The organism is Bradyrhizobium sp. USDA 241, from assembly GCF_049739505.1.
In the GTDB taxonomy this organism is placed as follows: domain Bacteria; phylum Pseudomonadota; class Alphaproteobacteria; order Rhizobiales; family Xanthobacteraceae; genus Bradyrhizobium; species Bradyrhizobium liaoningense.
On sequence record NZ_JBMGPZ010000004.1, the window covers coordinates 1,571,450 to 1,596,457 of the forward strand.

Genomic DNA, 25,008 nt, shown 5'->3' on the forward strand with positions numbered 1-25,008 from the left:
CTGCTGCTGCACACTCCGCCCTCATTCTGAGGGGCCGCCGGAGGCGGGCGTCTCGAAGGATGGCCGCAGGCGAGCTTTCCGCCGCGCTTCCATATGCGATAGCCCTGTCCTCCAGGGGGTTAAGGGTTCGCGAGTGCTCCATTCTACTTTGCGAAGTTACCTCGAAGAAACTGCCGGAATGCGATGGCACGCATGTCTGGTGTGCTCGCTGTTGTGTCCAGTAGCTGCGCCGGCGCCGTTGGCGCGGCGCACAACGAACGGGTGTGAACGTGGTTTTCTCGACTGCTTCCAAATTGCATTTGCCTCGCCGCCTGAACGCGATCATTCTTCCGGGCAAGGCTGACGCCAGCCCGGTGGGCTTCAGCCGCACAAATTGCCGCCGTAAGCGGCTTCATGCACCGGCAGGGGAAGACGCCTATGCCAACACTCACCATCAACGGGCGGAGTCTGTCCGTGGATGCGGCGAATGATACGCCGCTCCTCTGGGCGATCCGCGAGCAATTGCAGATGACGGGCACCAAGTTCGGCTGCGGCGCCGGGCTGTGCGGTGCCTGCACGGTGCACGTCAACGGCGAAGCCGTGCGCTCGTGCCAGACCTTGATCGGCGACGTCGCCGGCAAGAAGATCACCACCATCGAAGGCCTCTCCGCCAAGGGCGATCATCCCTTGCAGAAGGCGTGGATCGCCGAGCAGGTGCCGCAATGCGGCTACTGCCAGTCCGGGCAGATCATGCAGGCGGCCTCGCTGCTCGCGAGGAATCCCAATCCGACCAGGGAAGAAGTGGTCGCGCATATGGACGGCAATCTTTGCCGTTGCATGACCTATTCGCGGATCCAGAAGGCGATCATGCGCGCCGCATCCGAGATGCGCACCGCGTCCGCCACCTCCAGCGAGCGGAGGCCCACATGAACGAGCATGTGAAGAACGTCGTCCCCGCGACGACCGATCTCAGCCGCCGCTCCTTCCTGGTCGGCACCGCCGCGACCGGCCTCGTGCTCGGCTATGCCGGCGTGCCCGGCATCGATTCCGCGGTGGCCGCTGCGCCCGCCAGTTTCGAGCCGAGCGTATGGTATGCGATCTCGCCGGATGGTCTCGTCACCGTGACCTGCGGCAAGGCCGATATGGGCCAGCACGTCGCCTCCACCATGGCGCAGCTCGTCTGTGAGGAGCTGGGCGCGAAGTGGAGCGACATGCGCGTATCGCTCGCCTCCAACGATCCGAAGTTCAACGATCCCGTTCTGGGCGCGCAGATCACCGGCGGCAGCTGGTCGACCATGATGAACTTTGACGCCATGAGCCGCGCGGGCGCCGCCGGCCGCATGGCCCTGACGGAGGGTGCGGCCGCCGCAATGGGCGTGCCGGCGTCGGAGCTCGTGGTGCGCGATTCCATGATCGTGCATCCGAAGTCGAAGAAGCAGATGTCGTTCGCCGACGTCGTGAAGAGCGGCAAGGCGACCAAGACCTTCACGCCGGACGAGCTGAAGGCGATCAAGCTGAAGACGCCGGATCAATACACCCTGATCGGGGTGTCGGTGCCGCAACTCGACATTCCCTCCAAGACCAATGGCACGGCGAAGTACGGCATCGACGTGATGCTGCCGGGTATGGCCTATGGGGCGGTGGTCACGCCGCCGGTGCGCTTCGGCGCCACGGTGAAATCGGTCGACGACAGCGCGGCGAAGAAGGTGCCGGGCTTCATCAAGGCCATCACGCTCGACGACAAGACCGGCACGACGTCGGGCTGGGTCGTCGCCGTCGCCAGCACCTATGCCAACGCCAGGAAGGCGGCGCAGGCGCTGAAAATCGCCTATGACGGCGGTCCAAACGCGAAGCTGTCGAGCCAGTCGCTGCTCGATGAAGCCATGCGGCTTCAGAAGCTGGAGGATTCCGGCCAGTTCTTCGTCAAGGACGGCGATCCCGTTGCTGCGTTCGGCTCCGCGGCCAAGGTGGTGGAAGCCGAGTACACCACCAGCATCAACATCCACGCGCCGCTGGAGCCGATGAACGCCACCGCGGAGTTCAAGGGCGACATCCTGCACATCTATTCCGGCAACCAGTTCGCGACGCGCTCCGGTGCGATCGCCGCAGGCGCCGCCGGGATCGATCCGAAGTTCGTGGTCATGCATCAGATGTGGCTCGGCGGCGGCTTCGGCCGGCGGCTCGATGCCGACATGATGATTCCCGCCGTGCAGGCGGCGAAGGCGGTCGGCAAGCCGGTGAAGGTGATCTACTCGCGCGAGAACGACATGACGATGGATTTCTCGCGTCCGCTCACCTATCAGAAGGTGAAGGCCGGCGTGGACGGCGACGGCAAGCTCATCGCCATCAGCCACGACGTGGTCTCGGCCTGGCCGACCGCGCGCTGGGGAATCCCCGATTTCCTGACGCCCTCGGTCGACAAGAAGGGGCCGCTCGATTCCTTCACGGTCAATGGAGCGGACTTCTTCTACACGGTGCCCAACCATTACGTGCGCGCGATCAAGAACGAGCTCGCGCACAATGCCACGCCGTCCGGCCAGCTTCGCTCGGTGGCGCCGGGCTGGACCTTCTGGGCGGTCGAAAGCATGATCGACGAGATCGCGGCTGCGACTGGCAAGGATCCCGCGCAGTTCCGCATCTCGCTGCTCGACGGCGCCGGCAAGAACGACGGCGGCGCGCAACGGCTGCGCAACACGCTGCTCGCCGCGATGGGACTGTCCGGCTACGGCACCAGGCAATTGCCGAAAGGCGAGGGCATGGGCGTTGCCTGCGTCTCGTCGCAGGAACGCGCGAGCGCGAGCTGGACGGCGTGCGTGGCTCACGTCGCCGTCGCGCCGTCGGGCGCGGTGACCGTGAAGAAGCTCACGATCGCAACCGACGTGGGCACGCAGGTGCATCCCGACAACATCCGCGCCCAGGTCGAGGGCGCGGCGCTGTGGGGCCTGTCTCTGGCGATGTACGAGAAGGCGACGCTGAAGGACGGTGGCATCGAGCAGACCAATTTCGACAGCTACACGCCGCTGCGCATGAGCCAGACGCCCGAGGTTGCGGTTGCCGTGATCGCCAATGGCGAGAAGGCCACCGGCGTCGGCGAGCCCGCGGTGACGGTGGTGGCCCCCGCCATCGGCAACGCCATCTTCAATGCCAGCGGTGCCCGTGTCCGCGCGCTGCCGATCACGGCAGAGGCCGTGAAGGCGAGCATGAAGGCGTAAGGTTGGATGAATGCTGCTTGAGACAATCCGCCGGAGGACCAACCTCCGGCGGATTTGTTTTGAGCCTTTGCGGCCGCGTTCACCGTCGTTCCCGGGCTTGTCCCGGGGCATCCACGTTCTTCGTGTCCCGGCTCAGGCCGTGGATGGCCGGGACGGGCCGGCCATGACGGAGAATTTCGGAGCCAAAAATTCCCCTTTATTATCAATGCCAGTTCTACTGTGCATGGGGTTGTTTTCGCGGGTTTTGAAGTTCCTCCTAAGGGGACCGAAACTCGTAAAATTGGACGCAATTCCGCAGGGTTCCATTGAGCACGCCTCTTAAGGGCCAGAGAACCTGATCCGGCTTAGGCTGACGCCAAATCCGTCCCGTGCCTTGGGGAAGTCATGAACGCCTCAGCGAAACCCGCCGCCAAACGTCGGCTTCTGCTCGCCTCCGATCGCAGCGACGAGAGCAGCGAGCTTGCCAGCATTCTGAAAGCGGTCGGCGACGTCTCGACAGTGACGACAGAGGCCATCCCCGCCCAACCCGCGCGCGATCTCTCCGGCCTCGTGGTCGACATCAACCTGCGCTCGCCCGAAAGCGTGCAGCGGGTCCGCAACAAGCTGCGCGGCGATGCGTACCGCTCGATGCCGCGGCTGTTCGTGCTCGCGGACGCCCTGCATCACGGCACCATGCAGGCCTGGGCGTTGGGGGCCACCGACACCATCTCGCGGCCGCTTCAGCCCGAGGCCATCCTGCAGCGCATCCGCGCCGCCTTCCCGGACACTGCCGCCTATGACGCGACCGATCGCGGCAAGACGCTCAACCGCGGCGTCGAGGCGGCGCACGCGGTGCTGGTCAGGATGTTCGAGAAGATGCCGCTCGGCGTGTCCCTGACCTTCGACGACGTCATTGCGGCCGAGAGCAAGATTCTGAAGGCGATCAAGCATTCCTCGCTGCGCGAATGGCTGACCACGGTCGGCTGCCACCATGTCGGCAGCTATCGCCATTGCCTGTTCGTCACCGGCTTCGCCGTCGCCTTCGCCCAGCATCTCGGCATGCGCGAGGACGACCAGCGCCGCCTGACCCGCGCCGCGCTGCTGCACGACGTCGGCAAGGCCTTCGTTCCCGCCGCGCTGCTCGACAAGCCCGGCAAGCTCACCGACGAGGAGATGGAAGAGGTGCGCCAGCATCCGCGTCGCGGCTATGAAGCGCTCGCTGCACAAGGCGGCTTCCCGCCGGAGATGCTGGACGTGGTGCTGCATCATCACGAATTCCTCGACGGCTCCGGCTATCCGAACGGCCTGTCGTCGAACCAGATCAGCGACATCGTGCGGCTGACGACGATCGTCGACATCTACGCCGCCCTGGTGGAGAAGCGCGCCTACCGCATGCCCTTCACCCACTCCCGCGCGTTCACGATGATGGAAGGCATGGGCGGCAAGCTCGACCAGCAGCTGTTGCAGGCGTTCCGCCCGGTGGCGCTGGGGTCGTTCTAGCGCAGCGTTCTCCGCTGCCGTAGGGTGGGCAAAGGCGCGCAGCGCCGTGCCCACGAGCCTTCTCCGATCACACTCAGAATGGTGGGCACGCTTCGCTTTGCCCACCCTACGGCAGCGCGCCGTTTGGCTTGCGCTACCCCACCATCTTCCTCAACTCCGCCTTCGCTACCTTTTCCAGCGTCGAGCGCGGCATGTCGTCGACGAGCCTGATCTCGCGCGGCACCTTGAAGTCGGCGAGGCCCTTGCGGCAGGCGGCCATCACCCTGTCATGCAGGTCGGGCGCGGCGCCCGCGACGCCGCCTTGCGGGATGATGAAGACGACCGGCACCTCGTCCAGCATCGGATGCGTCTTCGCCACCACCGCCGCCTCGCGCACGCCGGGGACCAGCGCGATCACCTGCTCGATCTCGGAGGCCGCGACGTTCTCACCGCCGACCTTCAGCATGTCCTTGGCGCGGTCGCCGAACTTGATGTAGCCGTTCTGAAGCCGCTCGACGCGGTCGCCGGTGAGAAAGAAGCCGTGCTCGTCAAAACTCTCGCGCGTCGCCTTCTCGTTGTGCAGATATTCTGGGAACAGCGACAGGCCGGGGATGCCCTTGATCGCGAGGTTGCCGGTGCCGCCGACTTCCGTCGGCCGTCCGTCATCGTCGGTGATGCGGATCTGGTATTCGGGCGCGGCGCGACCGATCGACATCGGGATGTTGGGCTGATCGACCTCGCCGACGATGCCGTGGGTGATGGTCTCGGTCATGCCCCACCAGCCGATGACCTTGACGCCGAACGCGGCGAAGGCCGGCGGCTCGTTGATCGCCGTGCCCCACAGGCGGAATTTGTGGTCCTTCGGGATTTCCTGCTCGAGCAGGGCCTTCATGCAGAACGGAATGGTCGAGGTCCAGGTCGCGCCGTGCGCGCGCGCGACGCTCCAGAACCGGCTGGCGGAGAAGCGCGGCTGGATCACGCAGGAGCCGCCGACCCACAGCGTCGCCAGCATGGAGTAAGCCAGCGCATTGGTGTGGAACAGCGGCAGATAGGTCTGGTGCACGTCGCTCGCATGCAGATCCTCATGCGCGGCGTTGATCTTGGCGCCCCACAGCGCGTTGGCATGGGTCCACAGCACCGCTTTCGGCCGCGACGTGGTGCCGGAGGTGTACTGCACGCTGCAAGGCGCCAGCGGATCGGCCGCCCGCTGCGGGCGGTCGGCGCTGTCGGCGAACAGCGCCTCGAAACTGTCGCCGCGCGAGACGGCCTGCGCAGGCGCCGTGCCGGCGTCATGCGACGTCACGGCCATCCAGCGAATGTTGCGGCAGTTCCGCGCGACGACTTCCGCATAGGCCGGCTGCGTGATCGCGGCGACTGCGCCGCAATGATCGGCGAAATACTCGATCTCCGCCGGCGCCGAGCGGGTGTTGGTGGTGACCGCGATGGCGCCGAGCTCGACACAGGCAAACCAGGCCAGCATAGCCTCGATGCAATTGTCGAGATGAATGAGCACATATTCGCCGGGCTTGACACCACGCCTGGCCAGCCCAGCCGCGAGCGCACCGACTCGCTCGTGAAATTCGCCATAGCTCCAGTGCCGCGCCGGCGCGTCGAACGGCGCCCAGATCAGGAACGGATGGGAGCTGCGCACCTCGGCGCGCATCCTCAAGAGCCAGGGCACGTCGAGCCCGTCGAAGGGGCCCACGATTCCGGCGGTGGTTTTCTGGATAGCCATGTGTCCTCCCGTGCAGCCTGCATCTTGCTGGCGGCTGCTTTTTGATGATTGCGTCTTCCTGCCACCGGATGGCGCCAGGCGCAAATGGCGCTGGGCGGGCAGTCTCTCCACCGTCATCGCGAGGAGCTCTTGCGACGAAGCAACCGAGGATCCCTCCGAGGAGACAGTCTGGATTGCTTCGCTTCGCTCGCAATGACGGTGGGGGTGGTGCGTGAGCGCCTCAATCCTCGTACGACGAAATCTCGATCAAGCTGCCATCCGGGTCCCTGCAATAGACCGAGCGCAGCGTGCCGCGCGCGCCTTGCCTCGGGCCTGGGCCTGCTTCGATCGCGACGCCATGTGCCTGCAAATGCGCCACCACCTCGTCCGGTTTGGCCGAGGTGAGAAAGCACAGATCCTCGCTGCCGGCGGTCGGGTGGCCGGCGGTGAACCACTCCACTTTATCTGCATCGCGTTGCCGGACGTTGATCTTCTGGTTACCGAATTCAAGCAAAGTGCGGGGCGGCTTGCCGCCGCCAGGATCGAACAGCTTGACTTCCATGCCGAGAATCTTGCGATACCACTCCGCGGTCACCGCGACATCGCTGACATTGATCACGAGATGATCCAGGGCGTGAACCTTGACCGGCATGTCTCATCCTTTCGTCGTGATGCGCGCTGCGCACTTTCCGCCTGTAGCAAGCTTTGTTACAACCGACGCGACTTTCAAGCTATCCGACTTTCAAGAACAACACTGGGAGAACCCTTGAGATGATCACTCGCCGTGCCGCGCTGGGCCTGCTCGCCGCCAGTCCGCTTGCAGCCACCCCGCTGTCGAAGGCCCTTGCCGCCGATTACCCGGCCCGTCCGGTGAAATGGGTGGTCGGCTATCCGCCGGGCGGGGCCACCGACATCCTGGCGCGGCTGCTCGGCCAGCGGCTCTCGGAAAAGCTCGGCCAGCAATTCGTGGTCGAGAACAAGCCGGGCGCCGGGAACAATATCGCCACCGAATCGGTCGTCAATGCCGAGCCCGACGGCTACACGCTGCAGCTGGTCAATCCGGCCAACTACATCAATGCCTCGCTCTACGCCAACCTGAAGTTCAATTTCGTGCGCGACATCGCGCCGGTCGCCTCGTTCCAGCGGGTGCCGAACGTGATGACCGTCAACAAGGACGTCCCGGCCAAGAACGTCGCCGAGTTCATCGAATATGTGAAAGCCAATCCCGGCAAGGTCAACATGGCCTCGTCAGGCAACGGCACCTCGGTGCATCTGTCCGGCGAGATGTTCATGGCCATGACCGGCTGCAAGATGCAGCACGTGCCCTATCGCGGCGCCGCGCCCGCAATCACCGACATGCTCGGCGGCCAGGTGCAGGTGATCTTCGACAACATGCCCTCGATCATCCAGCACATCCGCTCCGGCTCGCTGCGCGCGATCGGCGTCACCACCGCGCAGCGCTCGCCGCAACTGCCCGACGTGCAGGCGATCGCCGAGACCGTGAAGGACTACGAGGCCAGCGCGCTGTTCGGGATGGGTGCGCCGAAGAACACGCCGAAGGAGATCATCGCCAAGCTCAATGCCGAGGTCAACGCGCTGATGAAGGAGCCCGACATGACCAAGCGTCTGGTCGAGCTCGGCGGCGAGCCGCGGGTGCAGACGCCAGAGGCGTTCGGCGAAGAGATCAAGGCCGAGACCGAGAAATGGAAGAAGGTCGTCGAGTTCGCCGGCCTGAAGGTCGAATAGCGATCTTGTGATGATCGAGATGGAGCCCTGCCGTTCGGCAGGGCTTTTTTCTTGCACGCTCAATGCCAGTTGATCTGGAATAAAAGGCCGCAACGAAACCTGATGATATGTGGGGGCGTATCTCGCGTCACAAAGAGAGGAATTCGAACTCATGCGCATGATGCAATTGGCGCTGCCGGCGCTGGCCACCATGGTTCTCGTCGGTTTTGCCGCCAGCACCCCCGCCGCGGCGCGCGATTATCCCTGGTGCGCGCAGGGCGGCGAGTATGACTATCCCGGCGAATGCGCCTACAGCAGCTATGAGCAGTGCCAGGCCAGCGTCTCCGGCCGCCTGCTGTTCTGCGATCGCAATCCTCGCTTTGCCTACGGCCAGCAACAGGTCCCTCAACCGCGGCCGCACCGGCGCGCGCGGCCTGTCACTCCGTACTGATCGCGCTTCGCACGCTTGCCCGATCACGCAGTCGCGCGGACCCGTGCGAACGGGTTCCTGCTTGACGCCTTTCCGTTCGGAGCTATACTAAACCACATGGTTAAGTATAGGGACGAGACGCTGGACCGGACCTTTGCGGCGCTGTCCGACCCGACACGGCGTGCGCTGCTCGCACGCCTCGGCGAGCAGGACGGCCTGACGGTGAGCGAGCTGGCGGCCCCGTTTCCGGTCTCGCTGCCGGCGATCATGAAGCATCTCGACGTGCTCACGGATGCCGGCCTGATCATGCGGGAGAAGACCGGGCGCACCGTCGCCTGCCGGCTCAGCGCGCAGCCGATGGAGCAGGCGATGAACTGGCTCAATCGCTATGCGCAGTTCTGGTCCCACAATTTCGATCGTCTCGCCGCCTTCGTGGAGGATGAGAAATGGCCAACGCAGCCGCCAACGCCGCCGAACGCCCGGCAGAACGTCCAAGCCTCACGCTCACGCGCCGGCTCCGCGCGCCGCCCGAAAAGGTCTACGCCGCCTGGACGCAAGCCGCGCAGCTAGCGCAATGGTTCGGGCCGCCGAACATGAAGCCGGCGACGCTTCAGGCCGAGCTCGACGTCCGCCTCGGCGGCCGCTACCGCATCAGCTTCATCCGCGACGACGGCGAATATTTCGAAGCCGGCGGCCATTATCGCGAGGTGGTGCCGAACGAGCTGCTCGTCTTCACCTGGGCCTGGCACTCGACACCGGAGCGTGAATCGCTGGTGACGATCTCGCTGAAGCCGGACGGTGCCGGCACGTTGATGGTCTTCCATCACGCCCAGTTCTTCGACGAGACCGCACGCGACAATCACGAGCGCGGCTGGAGCTCGTTCCTCGACAAGCTCGACGCCTTCGTCGCCTGACGTCGGGGAGGACGCCATGCAGCACCATCAAATCGTCCCGCGCGAGCAATGGATCATCGCGCAGGGCCCATCTGGTCCGCGAGAAGGAGCTCACGGCGGCCCGCGAGCGCCTCGCCGAGGAGCGCCGCGCCTTGCCCCGGGTCAAGGTCGACAAGGCTCACGCTACCGCTTCGCGTCCGCCTGCTCCGTCGCATTGCACGAGATCAGCATCGTGTAGGGCCGGGCGTTGGTGGCGATGTCGGTGGTCTTGAGCTCGCTCTTCGATTCGGCGGTCTGATAGGGCACCACGGAATTGTCGAGGAAGTCGCGCAGCACGCCGGTCTTGATGGCGAAGTTGATGTTCTCGGGAATGTTGCCGGTCACCGCGGCAATACGCAATGCGGGGATCTTTCCGGTGACCACGCCCACGACTTGACCGGTACTATCGAACAGTGGCCCGCCGCTATTGCCGGGCTGCACGGGGGCACTGATCTGCAGGAAGCGCGAGTCGTTGCGCATGCCGCTGAGCGAGCTCACGATGCCGGTCGTCACAGTGAAGTCCGAGGTCAGGATTCCGTGATAGGGAAAGCCGATCGCGACCACGGAATCGCCGGAGCGGATCGAGCGGTCGCGGATCCGGGCAAAGTCCTTGAATGTCGTCGTCGATGGCGCCTGCAACAGGGCAAGATCGTTGTTGGCGTCGCTCGACACCACGCGCAGCACCGTTGCGGCCTCGCCCGTGAGATTGCCCTTGATGTCGCCGATGCAGCCGTCGATCACATGGTGGTTGGTGACGATGTGCCCGCTCGTGCTCACCACGAAGCCGGTGCCGCTCTTGGACCGCGCAGGTTTGCCGCCGGCCGGCGGTGACGCCTGCCTCTCCGCCGTCGCTGCCGGCTTGGCCGCGCCCTTGGTGAAGTCGCCGGCCTTGTCGAGACCGTCGGCTTTCACCTTGCTCACACAATTGGCCAACGCCGAGATGACCGGCCCGGTCGATGTCAGATCGAAATTCAGAACGCCGCGGCCGGCTGTTGCCACCATAAGGCTCGCCTTCTGAAACCTACGCACGACATTGAGCGGCATGATGGCCGTGAGCATGTTGGACTGATACGCCGTAGCGTACAGCCTGGCTTGCTCCTGCCCGTCAAAGGTCACGTCGATCGGGGCGCTCTCGCCCTTGTTGAAGCGGTAGCTGAGACTCGCAAAGGCCAGCGACCAGGTGCCGGCGGCATTCTGGCTCACGACGAGGATGACGCCGTTCGCATAGGGCGTCGTCGCGGCGCAATGGGAGAGAGCTATGGCTGATTTTGGGTGACGCGGCCTGATCAGGCGGCGTGGCTTTCAGTGTTCGGAATGACTTCGATTCCGTCGATGAACTTTACACCGGCGATGACTTTCGGCAACTGGTTCGTGCTCTTCAATCGCCGCCAGGTCTTCGATGCGGCGTCGATGAGCTTGAACACCATCAGCTTCGCAGTTTGTTGCGACAGCGATCCCTTGGTCCGCACCGTTCGGTGGCGCACCGTGGCGAAGACGCTCTCGATCGGGTTCGAGCTGCGTAGGTCGATCCAGTGCTCAGCAGGGAAGTCGAAGAAGGCGAGCAGCGCATGGCGATCCTTGATCAGGCACTCCACCGCACGTCCGTATTTGACGTGGTATTTCTCGACGAAGACGTCGATCGCGGTTTCAGCTTCGGCCCGGTGTGGGGCCAGATAGATGTTCCGCAGGTCGTTCTTCATGGGGCCCTGCACGGATTTGGCGACCTTGTCGAGTACGTTGCTCACTTTATGGCACCAGCATCGTTGGTGCCGCGTGCCGGGAAAGGCCTCGTCCAGTGCCTTCCAGAAGCCGAGGGCGCCGTCGCCGATGGCGAGTTGCGGGGCAATCCGTAACCCGCGTTGCCGCAGGTCGATCAGGAGTTCGCGCCAGCTCTGCGCGCTCTCGCGCACGCCGACCTGGAAGCCGATCAGCTCCTTCTTGCCTTCCGGCGTGGTGCCAATCAGCACCAGCATGCATTCGCTGTGATCTTCCATGCGGGCCTGCAGGTACACGCCATCGGCCCAGATGTAGACATAGCGACGCGCCGACAGATCGCGTCTCTGCCAGCGTTCGTACTCGACCTGCCAATCGGCCTTCAGGCCGGCGATCACCGAAGGCGACAGGTTCGGCGCATCCTTGCCGAGCAGCGCCGAGAGCGCCTCCTGGAAGTCGCCGGTCGAGATGCCGCGCAAATAGAGGACCGGGATCAAGGCATCCAGGCTCTTCGTCCGCCGCGCCCATAGCGGCAGGATTGCCGAACTGAAGCGGAGGCGGTCGCCTGGCCCGCTCGCTCCGCGGTCGCGGACCTTGGGACGAGCGACCTCCACCGGACCGATGCCGGTCGCAATCTCGCGCACCGGACCGTGCCCATGTCGGACCAGGCGCGCTCGACCGTCGGGCAGCGTCAGATTGGCCGTGCTGGCCAGAAACGCGCCAACCTCGATCTCGATCGCCCTGGCAAGCAGGTCCCGCGCGCCGGCACGAACGATATCGGTCAGTGGATCATCAACCGCGGACGGCTGACGGAAAGCAAGAACATTGGTAGTCTCGGTCATGGCGTATCGCTCTCCTCGAGAGGTTCTGGCAGGCTCGTCACCCGCCTCGATACGCCGCCTTCCTCACACCGTCATCACCCAGATTCCGCCATAGCTCAATGGGAGAAGGCGCCCGTCTGATCATTGCTGAAGGCGCCGCCGATCCAGTTGCCGACATTGACGCTACCGAACGGTCCCGCCGCATTCGCGCCGACAACACTCACATGCAAAACAAAGGCAACGACAAACGACCTCAGCCACATACCAGCCCCCTGGAACGCTTCCGGGTCCATCTTATCCGTCAGGATATGTAGCGCGCAACCGCCAGTTGTCCGTTCGGATTCGATCCGGCCGCCGCGACATTCGGGCTTGCCTTTACTTTGCGGTGCCATATACTTTGCAATACAAAGTAACGGGCCCCTGCAGTCCCGGAAACGCCCCCGGGTGGAACGAGGATTTACGTTGCCGATGCGCGATCTCGACAAGGCGCTGGCCGACATCGTGGCGATCCGCAGTCAGATCGCGGCGGGCACCGCCTTCCGCGGCTACGGCCCGGCGACGATGGTGGCGACCGGCGCTGTCGCGCTCATCACCGCGGTTCTGCAGTTCTGGCTGCTGGATGACCCCACCGGCGAGCCGCTCGGATTCTTCATCGGCTGGCTCAGTGCCGCCGTGCTCTCGGGGCTGATGATCGGCATCGAGATGCGGGCGCGTTCGCGCCGTCACCATTCGGGCCTGGCGGATGCCATGATCCACCAGGCCGTCGAGCAGTTCCTGCCGGCAGGCGTTGCCGGCGTGCTGCTCGCGGTGGTGATGTGGAAGTTCGCGAGCGAGACGCTGTGGCTGCTGCCGGGCCTGTGGCAGATCCTGGTGTCGCTCGGCATCTTTGCCTCGGTCCGCTCACTGCCGCGCACCGTCGCATTCGCCGGCGCTTGGTATTTCGTGTCCGGCTTCGCAGTGGTGGTGCTGGCAAGCCGAACCCATACGCTGTCACCATGGACCATGGGGCTGCCCTTCGTGATCGGGCAATCGGTGATGGCGGCCATTCTGCATTTCGCGTCTGGAGACAACGATGTCGAAGACTGATAGCGCGCCCTTCTCTTACGAAGGACTCGACCGCGTCATCCACGAGAAGGCGAGGCTAGGGCTTCTGACCTCGCTGATGGCGCATCCCAAGGGGCTGGCATTCGGCGATCTCAAGCAGCTCTGCGGCCTCACCGACGGCAATCTCAGCCGGCACCTTGCCGTGCTCCAGGAGGCGGGCCTCGTCGAGATGACCAAGGGTTACGAGGGCAACCGCCCGCACACGACCTGTCGCCTGACCAAGGCCGGCCGCCGCCGTTTCCTCGATTACCTCGCCGTGCTCGAGCGGCTGGTGCGCGACGCGGCGAAAGCCGCCGGCCGCGAGGCGCCGCCGCTCGGGCGCCTCGGTATCGCCTCGACCTGATTCTCCCCTTTTATTGACCGGAGACTTTGCAATGCAAAGCGAATCCACGTCGCGCAACGAGAAGCTTCATGTCGGCATCATCATGGACGGCAACGGCAGATGGGCGACGCGGCGCGGCCTGTCCCGCGTGCGTGGCCACGAGGCCGGCGTCGACACCATCCGCCGAATCGTCGAGGCCGCGCCCAAGCAGGGCATCGGCACGCTGACGCTTTACGCCTTCTCGGCGGACAATTGGCGAAGGCCGAGGGCGGAGGTCGCGGCGCTGATGACCTTGCTGCGCTTCTATCTCGCCAACGAGGTGCAGAGCCTGGTCAGGAACGGCGTGCGTCTCACCGTGATCGGCCGCCGCGATCGGCTGCCCGACGGCATCGCCACCGCGATCACGCGCGCCGAAGAGGCGACCGCCCGCGGAAGCGCGCTGCATCTGCGCATCGCCGTGGATTATTCGGCTCGCGATGCGATCCTCAACGCGGCGGCCAAAGCGGCCGCGCTCACCAGCCTCACCCGCGAAGCGTTCTCGCAGCTCGTCACCGGCGAGGCTGGCCTTCGCGATGTCGATCTCATCATCCGTACCTCGGGCGAGAAGCGGCTGTCGGACTTCCTGCTCTGGGAGGGCGCCTACGCCGAGCTGCATTTCACCGAGCGGATGTGGCCCGAATTCGATGCGGGCGATCTTGCCGAGGCGCTCGCCGCCTTCCACGGCCGCGAGCGCCGCTTCGGCGGCCTTCCAGCGATCGTGCCGGAAGAGGTGCCTTCGCTCTCCCGGGTGTGACGCACGGCGCGCGGGCGCACCCCTCATACGCGTTGATTTGTCGTGTGGCACGGATCATGCTCTGGTCTGGGGTGATGGGGTCCGCAGCGACGGGAGCTTCTGCGATGCGCGCAGTCCTGGATTATTGCACCGGCGGAACGGAGCGGCAGGTCGCCGCCGGCACGCTGATTGTCAACGAAGGTGGCACCAGCGGCCACCTCTACGTGCTGATGCAAGGCAAGCTCGAGGTGCTCAAGGGTGAGATGGTGGTGGCCACCGTCACCGAACCTGGCGCCGTGCTCGGCGAGATGTCCGTGCTGCTGGGTCAGCCGCACACCGCCACCGTGCGGGCCTGCACCGACGCGATCGTCTATGAGTTCGAGGACGCCGCCTCGTTCCTCGAGAAGGAGCCGGGTGTGGCCCTGCTGATCGCAAAGATGCTGGCGCAGCGGCTCAATGTCGCCAACACCTATCTCGCCGATCTCAAGCGGCAATATGCCGGCCAGGGCACGCATCTGGCCATGATCGGCGAGGTGCTCCAGAGCATGATCAACCTGCCGCCGCTTGAGGTCTCGCCAGGCTCGGATCGGAAATCCGATCCAAGAATGTGAGCCAGTCGGGCGGCGCCTCGATGGGGGCGGCGGGGCGCTTCAGCGGCGCATTCAGGTCGATCCATTGGGCTTCGCCGGCCGCGAGCCAGAACGCCTTGTCCGCGTCGAGATCGAGGACGATGCAGGTCGGCGGTCGGCCCGGTTGCAGGCCGGTGTTGAAGACCCAGGTCTGGCCCAGCCGGTCGAACCACGAGCCGCCGGTGATGAACGGCGACTGGTGCACATGGCCCGAGATCACCATCGACGGCTGGTATTGCATGATCCATTGCACCAGCTCGACGTCGCCGAAGAAGCGCTTACCGCCCCAGCTCGTCGGTGAATCCGCCGGCGGCGCGTGATGCGCCCAGATCCAGCGCCGCAGCCGGCCAGTGGCGGCATCGCGCAACTGTTCGACGATGCGCTGCTTCACCAGCGGCCCGTCCCACCACGGGCACACCGTGAGCATTGTGTCGCCGATGCTGAGGCTGTCGCCGTCGCAGGCGATGCCCAGCTCGCGTACCTCCGAAATCCAGCGTGCGACCTTCTCGCCTTCGGTGTTGCGCTCGTCCAGGTCGTGATTGCCGGAGCAGAGGATCACGCGGGTCTGCGCGGCAAGGAGCGCGAGGTATTTCTTCACCACCACGATCTGGCGCGGAAGTCCACGATCGAGCCGATGTCGAGCGCATCGCCGGCGAAGATCAAGAGGTCGAATTGCGGCGCCGCGCTGACCAGCCAGTCGAGCTGGGGCAGCGAATAGTGCAGGTCGGCCACGACCAGGCAACGCATCGAAAATCCGTCGGCGAGAGCTCGAAAATGTCTGGGAATTCCAGGCGTCATGAAGCAAGAAGCGGACCACCATGGCCGCCCCTGCGCGTCATCGTCGCGGGGCTGGACCGGTTGATCGAATTCTGGTGTCGTGGGCACCGCAAAGCGGATGCCCGTATGACCTCCTTCAAGACCATTCGCGCGCGGGCCGAGAAGCGCAAGGGCGGGCCCAGGGCGCTGGAGAAACTGATGCCGGCCAAGCCGGACTTGAAGCGGCTGGCCAGGCTCGGCGATGACCGGATTCTCGCCGAGATGACCAGGCGGGTGTTCTGCGCCGGCTTCGCCTGGAGCGTGATCGATTCGAAATGGGACGGCTTTGAAGACGCCTTCCTGCATTTCCAGCCCGCCAAGCTCACCTTCCAGCCCGAGGACTATTGGGAGGGCCTGCTGCGCGACGCGCGCATCGTGCGTAACGGCGCCAAGATCATGTCGGTGCGCGACAACGCCGCCTTCGTGCAGGAGATCGCGAAGCAGCACGGCAGCTTCGGCAGGTTTCTGGCGAACTGGCCGTCATCCGACGAGATCGGCCTGCTCGATCTGCTCAACAAGCGCGGCAGCCGGTTAGGGGGCAACACCGGCCAGATGCTGCTGCGCTTCGTCGGCTGGGACGGTTTCGTGACGTCCAAGGACGTGGTGGTCTGCCTGCGCGATGCAGGTCTCGACATCGCCGAAGAGGTCAAGTCGAAGGGCGATCTCGCCAAGGTGCAGGCGCAGTTCAATGCCTGGGCCGAGGAGACCGGCCTGTCCTACACTTATCTGTCACGCATCTGCGCTTTGTCGGTCGGTGAGAACCGCGGCGAATAGCACTCACAACAACCTGGAGAACAACAATGGCGAAAGCCTATTGGGTTGCGACCTATCGTGCGATCAAGAATCCCGATGCGATGGCCGCCTATGCCAACGTGTCGCGCCAGGCGATCGAGGCGGCGGGTGGCCGCGTGATCGCGCGCGGGATACCCGCGGCCGTCTTCGAGCTCGGCCAGATGGAGCGTGTCGTTCTCATCGAGTTCGACAACGTCGCGAGCGCCAAGGCGGCGTATGAGAGCCCGGCCTACAAGGCCGCGCACGACCTGCTCGGTGATGGCGCGGATCGCGATATCCGGATCGTCGAGGCTGTCGAGTAGCGCGCGGAACAGCGAGATCGTGTGCATCCTGTGGCGATCTTGTGCCGCGAGCGCGGCGGATGCGGCGCGCGATCACGAAATACATTTTGCAGGAACATTTGTCCGCAGCGCCTGTTCGGGACTTTGAGCCAGGCGGAAAGGGCAGGGAACGCATGCTCCCGACTGGGTCATGAAACCGCAGACAGAAACGGAGCAGCTCATGAAGCTCACATCCGAACAGGTGAAGCAGACCGTCAACCAACTCGGCGCTCAGGTGCTGCCCGACGAGCATCCCGCGATGCCGCAGCTCAACAGCATGTTCGGCGAGCACACCTTCTTCGTCGACGAGAGGGGCCTCAAGGTCCTCGAGCCTGCGGCATCGCCTGGTGCCGACACCGACCGCCCGAGTGGCGAGGTCGTCAGCCTCGCCGATTGGGGCGATTCCGACCTGACGCGCCTGATGGCGCATGAGCCCGAGCCGACCGGCGTGATCGTGGTGTTCGAGCACGTGAGGCATTGAGCGGGTCGACTTTCAACGGTGGCGGGCCTGAAAATCCGTCACCGACAGTCGCGCTCACCGAGCGATCTATTTTCGCTTTTTGAGGCGACTCCAACGTGGCCGCGGGAGTCATGCCTGGAGTGGAATCTCGATGGCGATCTGAGTCCCCGGACCCGTCGTGCTCTCGAGCCGCAGGCGGCCGTTCAGCGATGAGGCCACCAGATTAAAGGCGATGTGCAGCCCCAGGCCGGCATGGCCGCTCTCCCGACCAGTCGTGACGAACGGATCGAAGATCTGCGCCTGTAATTCGTCGGGAATTCCGACGCCTTCATCAGCGCAGACGAGGCGGACGGATGCCGGGTCCGGCTGGCTGACCGTGATGACAAACCGGCCGCCTCTCTTGTCGGGATAGGCATGCCCTGCGCTATTGAGGGCGAGATTGCTGATCACCTGGGCAAGCGCTCCGGGGTAGCTGTTGAGCTTGATTCCCGCCGGGCATCGGACCTCGACCGTCAGGCCATGATGCGACAGCAAGGGCCCGAGCTTGGACGTCAACTCCGACAGCCAGTCCCTGAGCTCGAAGGTCCGCCGGTCCTCGTCGGCCTGATGGACGGCGACCTGCCTGAAGCTGTGCACCATCTCGGATGCGCGGTGCAGATTGTCGAACGTCAGATTGAGCCCCTGCTTGAGCCTGTCGATGCCCCTGGTCAGATCGGAACGCCGGACCGAGGCTCCGCCCAATGCATCAGCCATTGTCTGCAGATCGGTCTGCATGGCGGTCGAGGTCGTCAAGGCGAGGCCGAGCGGGGTGCTGACCTCGTGCGCGACACCGGCCACCAATTGGCCGAGCGAGGCGAGCTTTTCGGCCTGCACGAGCTGCTCCTGGGTCGCGCGCAGATCGCGCAGCGATTTCTCCGAGCGTTCCTTTTCCCGTTGCAGCGCCTCCGACGTCCGGAATTGTCTTCGCGCCCGGTATTCGCGCGCAGCCACGGCGTAGAGTGACAAGGCGTAGGCGTTGCCGACGAGAGAATGATTGATGAAGCTCAGCCCGGTCGGCATCGTCGTCGCGAACGACTCGGCGACCAGCAGCGCCACCCACGACAGCAAGCAGAAAATCGCCAGCGAGCCGATCCGCAACGGCAGCATGGTCGAGACGAACAGGATGATCATCATCATGCCGGGCGCGGCAAACGTGAAGCCCGACGGCAGCACGTGATAAATGCTGGGCAGGATGCAGCCGGGAATGACGCAATAGACGAGGAAGATCGTCTCCGCCCAGGGCTTCATCCATCGCCGTGACAGCAGCGCCGTCAGCGGCAGCAGGATGAATACGGCCGTGCCGCCGCGGATTGCGAGCGTGATCGGAACCACTTCGGGGTACAGCACCCAATCCCAGAGCGTGTAGCCGGCATAGGTGGCGGCGCCGAGCAGCATTGCGATCTGCGTCCATCCGAGGCTGCCCCGGACATATTGGTCGACGAACCGCCGCTCCTCGATGCGGTCTTCGAAGCGCAGTCCGAGGCGTATCAATAAGGCAAGCATTCCAACATCAATCGCGAAAAGACCTGACTGTCGTCTCTACGACAGGTTCTGCTGCGCGTCGCCGAAAAAGATGTCGCGCTCGCCGAAGCGGTCCTCCGGCCGGATTCAGATCCCCAGCGTCAACTGCGGCTCCGAATCGCCGCCGACCTGGAGCGAGGACAGCGAGACCCCCAACAGTCTGACGCGCTTGGGCAGCGGCATCTCGGCTTCGAGCAGGCCGCAGGCCAGCCGCTCCAGTTCGTCCCGGCCCGCGACGGCCGCAGCGACGGACCTGCTGCGCGTAATGATCTCGAAGTCGGCGAACTTGATCTTCAGGGTAACGGTGCGGCCGCGATTGCCGGTCGCCTCGCAATGGCGCCAGACCTTGTCGACGAGAGGCCTGAGTTCGGCGACCAGCGCGTCGAATGCGTCGAGGTCGATCGAGAACGTGTTCTCCGCGCCGATCGACTTGCGGATCCGGTTGGCCCGCACTGGCCGCTCGTCGACGCCGCGTGAGATCCAATAGTAATACGCGCCGGACTTGCCGAAATTCGCGTTCATGAACTCCAGCGTCTGGTTGCGGATATCGCGGCCGGTGAACAGGCCGAGCGCATTCATCTTCGCAGCCGTTGCCGGGCCGATCCCGTGGAACTTGCCGACCGGCAGCGTCTCGACGAAGGCCGGCCCCATCTCCGGCGAGATCACGAACTGGCCGTTGGGCTTGCGATGGTCCGAGGCGAGCTTGGCCAGAAACTTGTTGTAGGAGATGCCCGCCGAAGCGTTGAGGCCGGTCTCGGCCTTGATCTTCTCGCGGATCTTCAGCGCGATGTCCCGCCGCCAGCGGGATGCCTTGCAGGTTCTCCGTCACGTCGAGATAGGCCTCATCCAGCGACAACGGCTCGACGATGGGCGTGTGCTCGGCGAAGATCTCGCGGATATGCCGCGAGATCGCCTTGTAGACCTCGAAGCGCGGCTTGACGAAGATCAGCTCTGGACATTGCCGCTTCGCCGTCACCGACGGCATGGCGGAGCGAACGCCGAACTTGCGGGCCTCGTAGCTGGCAGCCGCGACGACGCCGCGTTCCGCGGAGCCTCCGACCGCGACCGGCCTTCCGCGCAGCTGCGGATTGTCGCGTTGCTCCACCGACGCATAGAAGGCATCCATGTCGATATGGATGATCTTGCGCACCGGCGAGGCTGCGCCGGTCACCGTGTCGGATTCGCTCATGGAAAGATGATACAATCGAGCCAGGGGAAGCGCGAGGTGATCGATGTTTCAGTTGCTGGTCTTCGTCGTCGCCGTGGTCGGCATCGGCTGGCTGATCGGCGCGACCAATCTGCCCGGAGAGTGGTATGCGGGCCTGGCCAAGCCGGATTTCGTGCCACCGAACTGGGCGTTTCCGGTGGCCTGGACCATCCTTTACATCATGATCGCCGTCGCGGATTGGCGGACCTATCGTCGCGCTCCGTCGGGAAGGGCGATGCTGGTCTGGACGGTCCAGCTGGCGCTCAATTTCATCTGGTCTCCGGTCATGTTCACGATGCACCAGATCGGCGCCGCGCTCGTCATCCTCATCGGCCTGTTCGTCGCGATCGTGACCTACATCGGCCTCGAGATGTCACGAGACAGGCTGGCAGCCGCCTTGTTCGCGCCTTACGCGGCCTGGGTCGCGTTTGCCGGCGTGCTCAATGCGGCGATCTGGCGTTTGAATTGAGACGATGATTCTCAAACAATCTCAAACAGCAATCCCAGGCTTGTGAGTGGCAAGCATGGGCACGCGATCTAATATGAGCCCGCGGAGGACAGCCAATGCAATACAGCTCCGAGCTCATTCAGACGATGCGTCAGGCCCTGGAAACCGTGATGGCGAGCGTGCCGGCCCATCAATCGGTCTTCGGTCTCAAAGCGGCCGTGGCCGAATGCATCCTGAAAGCCGCCGCACACGGCCAAACGTCCTATGACGGACTGGTGACGTCCGCCTCCGATCAGATCCAGGCGATTGTCGCGATGCTGACGTGAGTGCCGGTATCGCAACGGCTGATAACACTGGCGCACCCGACACGATTCGAACGTGTGACCTTTGCCTTCGGAGGGCAACGCTCTATCCAGCTGAGCTACGGGTGCAGTGGGATTTCATTTAGCCGATTGGCGAGGGGCGGGCAACCGCTTCTCGCCGCATGCGCTCAAGCCGATTTGCGCCGGGCAGGGGCCGGAACCGCTGCCGCCTCCCGGCCGAGGGCGGCGAATTCGGCCAGCACCCGTTCGGCGCAGATGACGCGGTTGCGGCCGAGGCGTTTGGCCACGTAGAGCGCCTCGTCGGCCGCGCCCAGCAGCCGGTCGGGGCCGCCGTCGGCACCGCCGGGGATGTGGCTGGCGACACCGACGCTGAGGGTGACGTGGTCGCCGGCGCCCGTGGCGCCGTGGGCGATCTGCAAGGCCGTGACCGCGCAGCGGATCGCCTCGGCCACTTTGCAGGCGGTGTCGCAATCCATGTCCGGCAGGATCAGCGCGAACTCCTCGCCGCCATAGCGGCCGGCGAGGTCGAGCGGGCGCCCCGCGTGCCGGCTGACGACGGCGGCAACCGCGCGCAGGCACTCGTCGCCGCTCTGGTGGCCGTGGCGGTCGTTGAACAGCTTGAAATGATCGACATCGACGAACAGCAGCGCCAGCGGCTTCTGCGTGCGCTGGGCGCGCGCCCATTTGTCCGACAGCATCTGGTCGAAGGAGCGGCGGTTCGCCAGGCCGGTCAGCCCGTCTTTGGTAGCGAGCTCCTTCAGCGCCATCTCGGCGCGCTTCTGGTCGGTGAGGTCGCGCAGCGTCTCCACCACCGCGATCAGCCGGCCGGCCTCGTCGTGGATCGGGCCGGCGTCGATGGCGAGATAGAGCTGGTTGCCGAGCTTCGGCATCACGCACCAGTTCTCCGCGGAAAAGCCGAGCCCGTTATGGCCGCGCGCGGCATATTCCGAATAATATTCCGGCAGCCGCTCGGGACGGTCGAGCGCGACGAGGTCGGCAAGGCAAGGGCGCCTGGTCTCGTAAAAGGCCTGCCAGTGCTTGCCGGTGCCGATCACCTCGGAGGCGGCGACGCCGGTCAATCGCTCGCAGGCCCTGTTCCAGATCACCACACGGCGCTTCGGGTCGATCACGAAGGTCGGCACCACCAGGTGCTGCATCAGCCGCACGGCATAGGAATCCGCAACGTCAACGGCTTCGGCCGGAGCTGTCCTCGACTTCACCATCAGGCCACCGCAGCCACGGGCGCGGAGTCGCCGGGGCCGAACAGCTTTCGCACCTCGCTGGCCGGCTTCGGCGCGCTGAACAGATAGCCCTGCATCTGCGTGCAGCCGAGCGCGCGCAGCATGTCGCGCTGTGCCTCGGTCTCGACACCCTCGGCGACCGTGGTCATGCTGCTGGCGGCCGCAATGTTCACCACCGCCTGCACGATCACGGGCGAACCGCTCGCCTCTGCGATGTCGACGACGAAGCAGCGGTCGATCTTGATCTTGTCGAACGGGAAGCGCTTCAGATAGCTCAGCGAGGAGTAGCCGGTGCCGAAATCGTCGAGCGCGATGCGCACGCCGATCGAGCGGAGCTGATGCAGGATCGAGAGCGCCGCCTCGTCGTCACGGATCAGCACGGCCTCGGTGATCTCGAGCTCGAGCCGACGCGGGTTCAGCCCGGAGTCGGCGAGCGCGCCCGCAATCCGCAGCGCCAGCGTGTCGCATTTGAGCTGCACCGGCGACACGTTGACCGCGACGCGCACATGCGCCGGCCAGGTCGCGGCCTCGTTGCAGGCCATCCGCAACACCCAGGCGCCGAGCTCGTTGATCAGGCCGGTGTCCTCGGCGACCGGAATAAACTCCGCCGGCGACACCATGCCGCGGACGGGATGCCGCCAGCGCAGCAGCGCCTCGCAGCCGGATACTTCGTTGGTGCGCAGGTCGACCAGCGGCTGATAGTGAATCTCGAAGCCGCCATTCACGAGGGCCTGCCGCAAATCCAGCTCCATGCTCAGGCGCGCCTTGGCGCTCGCATCCATCTCCGGCTCGAAGAAGCGGTGGGTGCGACGTCCATTGGCCTTGGCGCCGTACATTGCAAGGTCTGCGTTCTTGATCAGCTGATCGAGATCGGCGCCATCCTGCGGCGCCAGCGCAATTCCGATGCTGGCATCGGTGGAGAGCTGATGGCCGAGACAACGATAGGGCTGCCGGATCGCCTGGTAGATCCGCGTCAGGAAGGACAGCACGTCGGCGTGGGATTCGATCCCGGTCTGGATCACCGCGAATTCGTCGCCGCCGAGCCGCGCGATCAGGTCGCCCGGCTTGAGGCAGCCGCGGAGACGGTCCGCGATCGCCTTCAACAGCTCGTCGCCGACGTGATGGCCGAGCGAGTCGTTGATGCCCTTGAATTCGTCGACGTCGATGTAGAGCAGCGCGAACTGCTCGCCGCCGGCGACCTTCGCCAGCTCGCGTTCGATCTGCTCGCGGAACAGGGTTCGGTTCGGCAAGTCGGTCAGCGCATCGTAGTGCGCCAGATGCGCGATCTGTTCGTCGGCGCGGCGGCGCTCGGTGACGTCCTCGATGACATGGATGAGATAGCGCGGTTCGCCGGCCTCATCGCGAATACCGATCCGGCTCGACGTGATGTAGCGCGGTCCCGTGCCCGGCATCTGCCAGGCGTGCTCGTCCTTGAACAATCCCCTGGCCGATTCCAGCGCGCTGCTGTCGTCTTCGGTGATACGGGCGGCGAGCGCCTCGGGAAAGATGTCGAACGCCGTCTTGCCCACGAGATCCTGACGAGACCTGCCGAATAGCTGTTCGGCAACGCCGTTGAGCAGCAGATATTGCCGCGTGCGCGCATCCTTCACGGTGATCTGCGAGGGGATATGGTCGATGATCTCGGAGCTATGGCTGATTTTGGGTGACGCGGCCTGATCAGGCGGCGTGGCTTTCAGTGTTCGGAATGACTTCGATTCCGTCGATGAACTTTACACCGGCGATGACTTTCGGCAACTGGTTCGTGCTCTTCAATCGCCGCCAGGTCTTCGATGCGGCGTCGATGAGCTTGAACACCATCAGCTTCGCAGTTTGTTGCGACAGCGATCCCTTGGTCCGCACCGTTCGGTGGCGCACCGTGGCGAAGACGCTCTCGATCGGGTTCGAGCTGCGTAGGTGGATCCAGTGCTCAGCAGGGAAGTCGAAGAAGGCGAGCAGCGCATGGCGATCCTTGATCAGGCACTCCACCGCACGTCCGTATTTGACGTGGTATTTCTCGACGAAGACGTCGATCGCGGTTTCAGCTTCGGCCCGGTGTGGGGCCAGATAGATGTTCCGCAGGTCGTTCTTCATGGGGCCCTGCACGGATTTGGCGACCTTGTCGAGTACGTTGCTCACTTTATGGCACCAGCATCGTTGGTGCCGCGTGCCGGGAAAGGCCTCGTCCAGTGCCTTCCAGAAGCCGAGGGCGCCGTCGCCGATGGCGAGTTGCGGGGCAATCCGTAACCCGCGTTGCCGCAGGTCGATCAGGAGTTCGCGCCAGCTCTGCGCGCTCTCGCGCACGCCGCCCTGGAAGCCGATCAGCTCCTTCTTGCCTTCCGGCGTGGTGCCAATCAGCACCAGCATGCATTCGCTGTGATCTTCCATGCGGGCCTGCAGGTACACGCCATCGGCCCAGATGTAGACATAGCGACGCGCCGACAGATCGCGTCTCTGCCAGCGTTCGTACTCGACCTGCCAATCGGCCTTCAGGCCGGCGATCACCGAAGGCGACAGGTTCGGCGCATCCTTGCCGAGCAGCGCCGAGAGCGCCTCCTGGAAGTCGCCGGTCGAGATGCCGCGCAAATAGAGGACCGGGATCAAGGCATCCAGGCTCTTCGTCCGCCGCGCCCATAGCGGCAGGATTGCCGAACTGAAGCGGAGGCGGTCGCCTGGCCCGCTCGCTCCGCGGTCGCGGACCTTGGGACGAGCGACCTCCACCGGACCGATGCCGGTCGCAATCTCGCGCACCGGACCGTGCCCATGTCGGACCAGGCGCGCTCGACCGTCGGGCAGCGTCAGATTGGCCGTGCTGGCCAGAAACGCGCCAACCTCGATCTCGATCGCCCTGGCAAGCAGGTCCCGCGCGCCGGCACGAACGATATCGGTCAGTGGATCATCAACCGCGGACGGCTGACGGAAAGCAAGAACATTGGTAGTCTCGGTCATGGCGTATCGCTCTCCTCGAGAGGTTCTGGCAGGCTCGTCACCCGCCTCGATACGCCGCCTTCCTCACACCGTCATCACCCAGAT

Annotated in this window: 22 protein-coding genes, 1 tRNA gene and 6 pseudogenes; 17 read left to right on the top strand and 12 right to left on the bottom strand. The window is 64.7% G+C overall.

Annotation, left to right across the window (positions count from 1 at the left end; translation table 11 throughout):
• Positions 1-417 precede the first annotated feature (417 nt).
• The 3 genes from ABIF91_RS17225 to ABIF91_RS17235 all read left to right on the top strand — a co-directional run bounded on the left by ABIF91_RS17225 (position 418) and on the right by ABIF91_RS17235 (position 4,670).
• A complete protein-coding gene (locus tag ABIF91_RS17225; RefSeq protein WP_028181314.1) occupies positions 418-909 on the top strand; it encodes a (2Fe-2S)-binding protein in 492 nt (163 codons plus the stop codon).
• Positions 906-3,191, top strand: a complete 2,286-nt coding sequence (locus ABIF91_RS17230) for a xanthine dehydrogenase family protein molybdopterin-binding subunit (protein ID WP_028181313.1) — start codon at positions 906-908, stop codon at positions 3,189-3,191. Before ABIF91_RS17225 ends, ABIF91_RS17230 begins: the two co-directional genes overlap by 4 nt.
• A gap of 384 nt (positions 3,192-3,575) precedes the next feature.
• Positions 3,576-4,670 (top strand): HD domain-containing protein, encoded by a 1,095-nt coding sequence (locus ABIF91_RS17235; RefSeq protein WP_028181312.1) that lies wholly within the window; start codon positions 3,576-3,578, stop codon positions 4,668-4,670.
• A gap of 133 nt (positions 4,671-4,803) precedes the next feature.
• Here the strand turns inward: ABIF91_RS17235 and ABIF91_RS17240 are convergent, their stop codons facing one another.
• A complete protein-coding gene (locus tag ABIF91_RS17240; RefSeq protein ID WP_028181311.1) occupies positions 4,804-6,384 on the bottom strand; it encodes an AMP-binding protein in 1,581 nt (526 codons plus the stop codon).
• Positions 6,385-6,604: 220 nt separating this feature from the next.
• The gene (locus ABIF91_RS17245) at positions 6,605-7,015 is read right to left on the bottom strand and encodes a VOC family protein (RefSeq protein WP_028181310.1); all 411 of its coding nucleotides are present in this window, start codon (positions 7,013-7,015) and stop codon (positions 6,605-6,607) included.
• 119 nt (positions 7,016-7,134) lie between these two features.
• On the opposite strand from ABIF91_RS17245, the gene ABIF91_RS17250 reads away from it, so the two are divergent.
• The 5 genes and pseudogenes from ABIF91_RS17250 (at position 7,135) to ABIF91_RS17270 (ending at position 9,683) form a co-directional block, all read left to right on the top strand.
• Positions 7,135-8,109 carry a Bug family tripartite tricarboxylate transporter substrate binding protein gene (locus ABIF91_RS17250; RefSeq protein ID WP_028181309.1) on the top strand — a complete coding sequence of 325 codons (975 nt, stop codon included), beginning with the start codon at positions 7,135-7,137 and terminating at the stop codon, positions 8,107-8,109.
• Positions 8,110-8,260: 151 nt separating this feature from the next.
• Complete coding sequence (locus ABIF91_RS17255; RefSeq protein WP_028181308.1) at positions 8,261-8,539, top strand: DUF3551 domain-containing protein; 279 nt, start codon at positions 8,261-8,263, stop codon at positions 8,537-8,539.
• 96 nt (positions 8,540-8,635) lie between these two features.
• Positions 8,636-9,088: an ArsR/SmtB family transcription factor gene (locus ABIF91_RS17260; protein WP_028181307.1), complete on the top strand. Its 453-nt coding sequence runs from the start codon at positions 8,636-8,638 to the stop codon at positions 9,086-9,088.
• A gap of 8 nt (positions 9,089-9,096) precedes the next feature.
• Positions 9,097-9,432, top strand: a pseudogene (locus tag ABIF91_RS17265) (SRPBCC family protein); the annotation flags it as partial.
• Between the two features lie 26 nt (positions 9,433-9,458).
• The gene (locus ABIF91_RS17270; RefSeq protein WP_347335856.1) at positions 9,459-9,683 is read left to right on the top strand and encodes a DUF899 family protein; all 225 of its coding nucleotides are present in this window, start codon (positions 9,459-9,461) and stop codon (positions 9,681-9,683) included.
• Here ABIF91_RS17270 and ABIF91_RS17275 read toward each other — a convergent pair.
• The 3 genes and pseudogenes from ABIF91_RS17275 to ABIF91_RS17285 all read right to left on the bottom strand — a co-directional run.
• A pseudogene (locus tag ABIF91_RS17275) lies at positions 9,595-10,707 on the bottom strand (S1C family serine protease); the annotation flags it as partial. The gene ABIF91_RS17270 and the pseudogene ABIF91_RS17275 sit on opposite strands and share 89 nt — an antisense overlap.
• A 29-nt stretch (positions 10,708-10,736) precedes the next feature.
• Positions 10,737-12,005 carry an IS256 family transposase gene (locus ABIF91_RS17280; RefSeq protein ID WP_424579277.1) on the bottom strand — a complete coding sequence of 423 codons (1,269 nt, stop codon included), beginning with the start codon at positions 12,003-12,005 and terminating at the stop codon, positions 10,737-10,739.
• 98 nt (positions 12,006-12,103) lie between these two features.
• Positions 12,104-12,247, bottom strand: a pseudogene (locus ABIF91_RS17285) (serine protease); the annotation flags it as partial.
• Between the two features lie 205 nt (positions 12,248-12,452).
• Here ABIF91_RS17285 and ABIF91_RS17290 point away from each other — a divergent pair.
• The 4 genes from ABIF91_RS17290 (at position 12,453) to ABIF91_RS17305 (ending at position 14,793) form a co-directional block, all read left to right on the top strand.
• On the top strand, positions 12,453-13,070 hold the full coding sequence (locus ABIF91_RS17290) for a hypothetical protein (RefSeq protein ID WP_028181244.1): 618 nt from the start codon (positions 12,453-12,455) through the stop codon (positions 13,068-13,070).
• A complete protein-coding gene (locus ABIF91_RS17295; RefSeq protein WP_028181243.1) occupies positions 13,057-13,431 on the top strand; it encodes a transcriptional regulator in 375 nt (124 codons plus the stop codon). The genes ABIF91_RS17290 and ABIF91_RS17295 overlap by 14 nt, the downstream gene beginning before the upstream one ends.
• 31 nt (positions 13,432-13,462) lie before the next feature.
• Positions 13,463-14,203, top strand: coding sequence for a di-trans,poly-cis-decaprenylcistransferase (locus ABIF91_RS17300; protein ID WP_028181242.1), 741 nt, complete (start codon positions 13,463-13,465; stop codon positions 14,201-14,203).
• Between the two features lie 104 nt (positions 14,204-14,307).
• Positions 14,308-14,793 (top strand): Crp/Fnr family transcriptional regulator, encoded by a 486-nt coding sequence (locus tag ABIF91_RS17305; RefSeq protein WP_424579278.1) that lies wholly within the window; start codon positions 14,308-14,310, stop codon positions 14,791-14,793.
• On the opposite strand, the pseudogene ABIF91_RS17310 reads toward ABIF91_RS17305, so the two are convergent.
• Positions 14,732-15,558 (bottom strand): annotated as a pseudogene (locus ABIF91_RS17310) (metallophosphoesterase family protein). The gene ABIF91_RS17305 and the pseudogene ABIF91_RS17310 overlap by 62 nt on opposite strands.
• A gap of 156 nt (positions 15,559-15,714) precedes the next feature.
• On the opposite strand from ABIF91_RS17310, the gene ABIF91_RS17315 reads away from it, so the two are divergent.
• The 3 genes from ABIF91_RS17315 (at position 15,715) to ABIF91_RS17325 (ending at position 17,220) form a co-directional block, all read left to right on the top strand.
• Positions 15,715-16,401, top strand: coding sequence for a DNA-3-methyladenine glycosylase I (locus tag ABIF91_RS17315; protein WP_028181240.1), 687 nt, complete (start codon positions 15,715-15,717; stop codon positions 16,399-16,401).
• A gap of 26 nt (positions 16,402-16,427) precedes the next feature.
• A complete protein-coding gene (locus ABIF91_RS17320; protein ID WP_028181239.1) occupies positions 16,428-16,721 on the top strand; it encodes a DUF1330 domain-containing protein in 294 nt (97 codons plus the stop codon).
• Between the two features lie 199 nt (positions 16,722-16,920).
• Positions 16,921-17,220: a hypothetical protein gene (locus ABIF91_RS17325; protein ID WP_028181238.1), complete on the top strand. Its 300-nt coding sequence runs from the start codon at positions 16,921-16,923 to the stop codon at positions 17,218-17,220.
• Positions 17,221-17,328: 108 nt separating this feature from the next.
• Here ABIF91_RS17325 and ABIF91_RS17330 read toward each other — a convergent pair whose 3' ends face one another.
• Together ABIF91_RS17330 and dinB are read right to left on the bottom strand one after the other, a co-directional pair.
• The gene (locus ABIF91_RS17330) at positions 17,329-18,741 is read right to left on the bottom strand and encodes a sensor histidine kinase (protein WP_028181237.1); all 1,413 of its coding nucleotides are present in this window, start codon (positions 18,739-18,741) and stop codon (positions 17,329-17,331) included.
• 105 nt (positions 18,742-18,846) lie between these two features.
• A pseudogene (dinB, locus tag ABIF91_RS17335) lies at positions 18,847-19,948 on the bottom strand (DNA polymerase IV).
• A 43-nt stretch (positions 19,949-19,991) separates the two neighbouring features.
• On the opposite strand from dinB, the gene ABIF91_RS17340 reads away from it, so the two are divergent.
• Together ABIF91_RS17340 and ABIF91_RS17345 are read left to right on the top strand one after the other, a co-directional pair.
• Positions 19,992-20,435 carry a TspO/MBR family protein gene (locus ABIF91_RS17340; protein ID WP_424579279.1) on the top strand — a complete coding sequence of 148 codons (444 nt, stop codon included), beginning with the start codon at positions 19,992-19,994 and terminating at the stop codon, positions 20,433-20,435.
• Between the two features lie 95 nt (positions 20,436-20,530).
• Positions 20,531-20,740, top strand: a complete 210-nt coding sequence (locus ABIF91_RS17345) for a hypothetical protein (protein WP_028181234.1) — start codon at positions 20,531-20,533, stop codon at positions 20,738-20,740.
• Positions 20,741-20,768: 28 nt separating this feature from the next.
• On the opposite strand, the gene ABIF91_RS17350 is transcribed toward ABIF91_RS17345, so the two are convergent.
• From ABIF91_RS17350 to ABIF91_RS17365, 4 genes and pseudogenes are all read right to left on the bottom strand, one after another.
• Positions 20,769-20,845 (bottom strand) — tRNA-Arg (locus ABIF91_RS17350).
• Positions 20,846-20,904: 59 nt separating this feature from the next.
• The gene (locus ABIF91_RS17355; RefSeq protein WP_028181233.1) at positions 20,905-21,960 is read right to left on the bottom strand and encodes a sensor domain-containing diguanylate cyclase; all 1,056 of its coding nucleotides are present in this window, start codon (positions 21,958-21,960) and stop codon (positions 20,905-20,907) included.
• Positions 21,960-23,621 (bottom strand): annotated as a pseudogene (locus ABIF91_RS17360) (putative bifunctional diguanylate cyclase/phosphodiesterase); the annotation flags it as partial. The gene ABIF91_RS17355 and the pseudogene ABIF91_RS17360, both read right to left, overlap by 1 nt.
• A gap of 34 nt (positions 23,622-23,655) precedes the next feature.
• The gene (locus tag ABIF91_RS17365; protein ID WP_424579280.1) at positions 23,656-24,924 is read right to left on the bottom strand and encodes an IS256 family transposase; all 1,269 of its coding nucleotides are present in this window, start codon (positions 24,922-24,924) and stop codon (positions 23,656-23,658) included.
• Positions 24,925-25,008: the final 84 nt, after the last annotated feature.

Excerpts from the sequence above, each read along its gene's own strand:
- ABIF91_RS17225 (WP_028181314.1), top strand. The coding sequence starts at position 418 with ATGCCAACACTCACCATCAACGGGCGGAGTCTGTCCGTGGATGCGGCG.
- ABIF91_RS17230 (WP_028181313.1), top strand. The coding sequence starts at position 906 with ATGAACGAGCATGTGAAGAACGTCGTCCCCGCGACGACCGATCTCAGC.
- ABIF91_RS17235 (WP_028181312.1), top strand. The coding sequence starts at position 3,576 with ATGAACGCCTCAGCGAAACCCGCCGCCAAACGTCGGCTTCTGCTCGCC.
- ABIF91_RS17240 (WP_028181311.1), bottom strand. The coding sequence starts at position 6,384 with ATGGCTATCCAGAAAACCACCGCCGGAATCGTGGGCCCCTTCGACGGG.
- ABIF91_RS17245 (WP_028181310.1), bottom strand. The coding sequence starts at position 7,015 with ATGCCGGTCAAGGTTCACGCCCTGGATCATCTCGTGATCAATGTCAGC.
- ABIF91_RS17250 (WP_028181309.1), top strand. The coding sequence starts at position 7,135 with ATGATCACTCGCCGTGCCGCGCTGGGCCTGCTCGCCGCCAGTCCGCTT.
- ABIF91_RS17255 (WP_028181308.1), top strand. The coding sequence starts at position 8,261 with ATGCGCATGATGCAATTGGCGCTGCCGGCGCTGGCCACCATGGTTCTC.
- ABIF91_RS17260 (WP_028181307.1), top strand. The coding sequence starts at position 8,636 with ATGGTTAAGTATAGGGACGAGACGCTGGACCGGACCTTTGCGGCGCTG.
- ABIF91_RS17280 (WP_424579277.1), bottom strand. The coding sequence starts at position 12,005 with ATGACCGAGACTACCAATGTTCTTGCTTTCCGTCAGCCGTCCGCGGTT.
- ABIF91_RS17290 (WP_028181244.1), top strand. The coding sequence starts at position 12,453 with ATGCGCGATCTCGACAAGGCGCTGGCCGACATCGTGGCGATCCGCAGT.
- ABIF91_RS17295 (WP_028181243.1), top strand. The coding sequence starts at position 13,057 with ATGTCGAAGACTGATAGCGCGCCCTTCTCTTACGAAGGACTCGACCGC.
- ABIF91_RS17300 (WP_028181242.1), top strand. The coding sequence starts at position 13,463 with ATGCAAAGCGAATCCACGTCGCGCAACGAGAAGCTTCATGTCGGCATC.
- ABIF91_RS17305 (WP_424579278.1), top strand. The coding sequence starts at position 14,308 with ATGCGCGCAGTCCTGGATTATTGCACCGGCGGAACGGAGCGGCAGGTC.
- ABIF91_RS17315 (WP_028181240.1), top strand. The coding sequence starts at position 15,715 with ATGACCTCCTTCAAGACCATTCGCGCGCGGGCCGAGAAGCGCAAGGGC.
- ABIF91_RS17320 (WP_028181239.1), top strand. The coding sequence starts at position 16,428 with ATGGCGAAAGCCTATTGGGTTGCGACCTATCGTGCGATCAAGAATCCC.
- ABIF91_RS17325 (WP_028181238.1), top strand. The coding sequence starts at position 16,921 with ATGAAGCTCACATCCGAACAGGTGAAGCAGACCGTCAACCAACTCGGC.
- ABIF91_RS17330 (WP_028181237.1), bottom strand. The coding sequence starts at position 18,741 with ATGCTTGCCTTATTGATACGCCTCGGACTGCGCTTCGAAGACCGCATC.
- ABIF91_RS17340 (WP_424579279.1), top strand. The coding sequence starts at position 19,992 with ATGTTTCAGTTGCTGGTCTTCGTCGTCGCCGTGGTCGGCATCGGCTGG.
- ABIF91_RS17345 (WP_028181234.1), top strand. The coding sequence starts at position 20,531 with ATGCAATACAGCTCCGAGCTCATTCAGACGATGCGTCAGGCCCTGGAA.
- ABIF91_RS17355 (WP_028181233.1), bottom strand. The coding sequence starts at position 21,960 with ATGGTGAAGTCGAGGACAGCTCCGGCCGAAGCCGTTGACGTTGCGGAT.
- ABIF91_RS17365 (WP_424579280.1), bottom strand. The coding sequence starts at position 24,924 with ATGACCGAGACTACCAATGTTCTTGCTTTCCGTCAGCCGTCCGCGGTT.